We start from the raw sequence: 3,367 nt of genomic DNA, 5'->3' as shown, positions 1-3,367 counted from the left end.
GCCGTGGAGCACCCGGGCGGGGCCGCCTCGGCCGTGCCGCCGGGGTCAGCTGTGTCGCAAGGGTCGGTCGTGCCGCAGGTGCCGTTGCGCGAGCCGGCGGACCTCAACGTCGTCGCCGTCGAGCCGGTGCCCACGCCGTCCGCCCCGCACCGCTCGCGGACGCCGGGCTTGCCTGATGACGCGTTCGAGCACGACGGTCAGATCACCAGGCGGGAGATCCGGGCGGTGACCCTGGCCCGGCTCGGACCGGTCCCGGGCGAACTGCTGTGGGACGTCGGATCGGGCTCGGGCAGCATCGCGATCGAGTGGATGCGTACCCATGGCACCTGTCGCGCGATCGCGATCGAGCCGCGGGCGGAGCGCGCCGACCGGATCCGGCGCAATGCCACGGCTCTCGGCGTGCCGGCGCTGCGGATCGTGCCCGGCCGGGCGCCCGAGGCCCTGGCCGGGCTGCGGGCGCCGGATGCGGTCTTCATCGGGGGCGGCCTCACGACCCCCGGGCTGCTCGACGCCTGCTGGGCGGCGCTGGGCGGACGTGGCCGGCTCGTCGCCAACGCCGTCACCCTCGAATCCGAGGCGCTCCTCGTCTCCTGGCACGCCCGCCTGGGCGGTGATCTGGTCCGGTTGTCAGTGAGTCGGGCGGCCCCGATCGGTGGCTTCACCGGATGGCGCCCGGCGAGGCCGGTGACCCAGTGGACGGTGTGGCCCGCCGCCCACCGATCCGTCGATCCGTCGAAAATGTAGAGGGTTAGGAGCGGCCGCGGCAGGTCGACCACGGCGAGAAGTGCCACCGTCCGGCCGACCACCAGCCCGATCAGGTCCGCGTTCCGCCCGGGATGCTCCGCCTGGATACGGGCGGTCAACGCCAACTCCAGCCGGGCCACGAAGGACTCATCAAGCCCGGACCCCTTGTCGAACTCAGGCCGGTCGGCACCGTTCATAGCCGGTTCCCCGCTGTCAAGGCCGCATGCCGGGACAGCGACATGACCTCCCACATCGTGTGTTCCACCCACCGGCCACCGCCGCCCAGCAGCCGAACCCGATGCGACACCGGCATGATGCCGACCCCTTTGAACGGCCCGCCACCCCCGAACTCCTCCGGCCGCAGCGCACACCCGACCGTGCCGCAGCGCACACCCGACCGTGCCGCACCGCTATCCCCGGGGCATCCAGCAGCCCGAGCACGCCGACCGGCACCGCGGCCACCTCCACCGTCACCAGGCAGGCCAGCCCGCGACACCCGTCACCAGGCCAGACGATCCCGGCCCCGCACCGGCACCTCACACTCCAAGCGGGCAAAATGCTCGTCCTCCCACCGGCTCACGGCCAGAACCCCCGTCCAGCAGCCGGCCTCCTGACCAGGGCAGACGCACCGGGAGAGATCGTCGCGAAAGTTTTGTACCCCGTTCCACCGGACGAATGTTTCGGCCCGCAGGGCGATTGATATCGCGTACCCGGCTGCCTCCAGGGCGGAGACGACCGCCGACGTCAACTCCGGGAACTCGTCGCGCGCTGCCAACTGGTGAACAGGCCGACGTCCCCGCTCGGGCGGGAGCCCATCCCGTGGGCCTGGACCGCGTAGCCACCCGCGAGCGCCAGCCCGTACCGCCCCCCGGCAGCCAGAGCGATCTTCGCGATCCTTTCGTGTCGCGGCTCCATGCCCGCGCCTATGCGGCGGCGGTGGCCCGGCCGCGGCGGCGCGGGCTGAACTGTGGAAGGTGCTGGACTGTGGGGGGTGACGGTCTCCAGAGCGTGCCCAACCCCCTACAGTTCGATTCAGCCGAGCAGGTCCAGCACGCACCGGTCGGCCGGACCGCCGGGGATCGCGTGGTCGGGGGCGGCGAGGTGCCGGTGCCAGAGATCGGCGGCGCCCTGCGTGTCGCCGGCCTCGATGAGGTCGATGAGCGTGGCGTGGATCCGACGGGTCGCACGGGCGGACGATCGGTCATCGGTGGTGACCTCGGCAAGGCTGGTCTCCTCCGGACGGTTGTCGGCACCGGGGTGACCGCCGTGGCTGTTTGTGAGCTCCACGAGATGCAGGAGCATCCCGGTGATCACGGTCAGTGACTTGTTTCCGGTCAGCTCCACCACGGCCAGGTGAAAGGCGGCCTGGGCCGAGGCGAGCGCGACGGGATGGTCGGCGGCCTCGTCACCCTCGTGGAGGAGCTGGCGCAGCCGGGCGACGTCGGCGGGATCACGCCGTTCGGCGAGCAGCGCCGCGCACGGCGGCTCGATGACGGCACAGGCCTGGTGGACGTCGCCCAGGGTGGCGCCGCGGTGTTCGAGGACGAGACCGGCGTAGCGCGCGGCGACCTCGGGGCTCGGGGTGTGGACCCGCGCGCCGCCGTGGGCCCCGCGCCGCACGAAGATCAGAGCTTCCGCCTCCAGCACCCGGAACGCCTCGCGCAGGGTGGGGCGCGAGACCCCGAACTGCGCCATCAGCGTGGGTTCGGGCGGTAGGGCGTCACCCTCGCTGAGCTCGCCGCGGATGATCCGCCGCCGCAGCTGGCTGGCGACGAGTTCCGCGGTCTTGGGTACCCGCACCCGCTGGCCGACCGGGGACGCGGCGGCCGGGACGTGGGCGGGCGAGACCGGGGGCGCCGGGTTCGGGGTGGCCTCCGTGGTGGATGCCCCGGCGACGGACGTGCCCGGGATGGTTCCCGCCGGAGCGGCTGGCCATGCCATGAGCGGTCCTCCTGCACGGCGGGCGTCGATTGTTGCCTAATGATCGTCGGATATCGGTGGACTGTGTGGCATATTTATGTTAAAAGACGACGATTCATCCGAATTATCGGCATCGTGGCCTCGACATCATGCGTGTCGAAAGAGTGCGCCCGATCCACAGCACGACTCCGACGTGGCCTGACGTGATAGGGCCTGACGTGCTTGATCCGAAGCCCGACCGTCTCGTTCCTTCGCGCGGGTGCTTGTCGGCCGCGGTCGCCCTGACGATCGACGACGGTCCGCATCCGGTGTGGACGCCGCGGATGCTCGACGTCTTGCGCCGCAACCGGGTCCAGGCAACGTTCTGCCTGGTCGGGGCCCAGGCACACGCGCACCGGGACCTGGTGGGCCGCATCATCGCCGAAGGGCACTCCGTCTGTAACCACACGATGACCCATCCCCAGCCGTTCAGTCGTCGCACACCGGCGCAGATCCGGGCCGAGATGGTCCGCGCCCAGTCGGTCATCGTCGACGCGGGTGGGAAACCGCCCCGGCTCTTCCGCGCGCCGGGTGGTGACTGGTCGCCGGCCGTGCTCGCCGCGGCCGCGAACCTCGGCATGAGCGCGATCGGCTGGGACGTGGACCCCGGGACTGGGCCCGACCGGGCACGCCGCGGATCGTGCGCTCGCTGACCGCGGCGCGG

5 protein-coding genes are annotated in these 3,367 nt (G+C 71.9%); 2 read left to right on the top strand and 3 right to left on the bottom strand.

Translation table 11 applies throughout. The annotated features are described in order from the left end of the window. Window positions 1–744: precorrin-6Y C5,15-methyltransferase (decarboxylating) subunit CbiT (gene cbiT / locus AC08ON_RS04005; RefSeq protein WP_476616478.1), on the top strand; the 744-nt coding region annotated here is incomplete at its 5' end. Between the two features lie 499 nt (window positions 745–1,243). Here the strand turns inward: cbiT and AC08ON_RS04000 are convergent. The 3 genes from AC08ON_RS04000 to AC08ON_RS03990 form a co-directional block, all read right to left on the bottom strand. Continuing rightward, window positions 1,244–1,492 carry a hypothetical protein gene (locus AC08ON_RS04000; protein WP_476616477.1) on the bottom strand — a complete coding sequence of 83 codons (249 nt, stop codon included), beginning with the start codon at window positions 1,490–1,492 and terminating at the stop codon, window positions 1,244–1,246. Further along, window positions 1,489–1,659, bottom strand: a complete 171-nt coding sequence (locus AC08ON_RS03995) for a hypothetical protein (RefSeq protein ID WP_476607622.1) — start codon at window positions 1,657–1,659, stop codon at window positions 1,489–1,491. The genes AC08ON_RS04000 and AC08ON_RS03995 overlap by 4 nt, the downstream gene beginning before the upstream one ends. 117 nt (window positions 1,660–1,776) lie before the next feature. Next, window positions 1,777–2,685 carry a FadR/GntR family transcriptional regulator gene (locus AC08ON_RS03990; RefSeq protein WP_476607621.1) on the bottom strand — a complete coding sequence of 303 codons (909 nt, stop codon included), beginning with the start codon at window positions 2,683–2,685 and terminating at the stop codon, window positions 1,777–1,779. Between the two features lie 302 nt (window positions 2,686–2,987). On the opposite strand from AC08ON_RS03990, the gene AC08ON_RS03985 reads away from it, so the two are divergent. Then, the gene (locus AC08ON_RS03985; RefSeq protein ID WP_476616476.1) at window positions 2,988–3,356 is read left to right on the top strand and encodes a polysaccharide deacetylase family protein; all 369 of its coding nucleotides are present in this window, start codon (window positions 2,988–2,990) and stop codon (window positions 3,354–3,356) included. Window positions 3,357–3,367 lie beyond the last annotated feature (11 nt).

This window comes from Frankia sp. CoWAU3 (assembly GCF_977971855.1).
Note: the sequence above shows the minus strand (reverse complement) of the source record. Positions and strands in the feature narration are given on the sequence as shown.

Excerpts from the sequence above, each read along its gene's own strand:
- AC08ON_RS03985 (WP_476616476.1), top strand. The coding sequence starts at position 2,988 with ATGCTCGACGTCTTGCGCCGCAACCGGGTCCAGGCAACGTTCTGCCTG.
- AC08ON_RS03990 (WP_476607621.1), bottom strand. The coding sequence starts at position 2,685 with ATGGCATGGCCAGCCGCTCCGGCGGGAACCATCCCGGGCACGTCCGTC.
- AC08ON_RS03995 (WP_476607622.1), bottom strand. The coding sequence starts at position 1,659 with ATGGAGCCGCGACACGAAAGGATCGCGAAGATCGCTCTGGCTGCCGGG.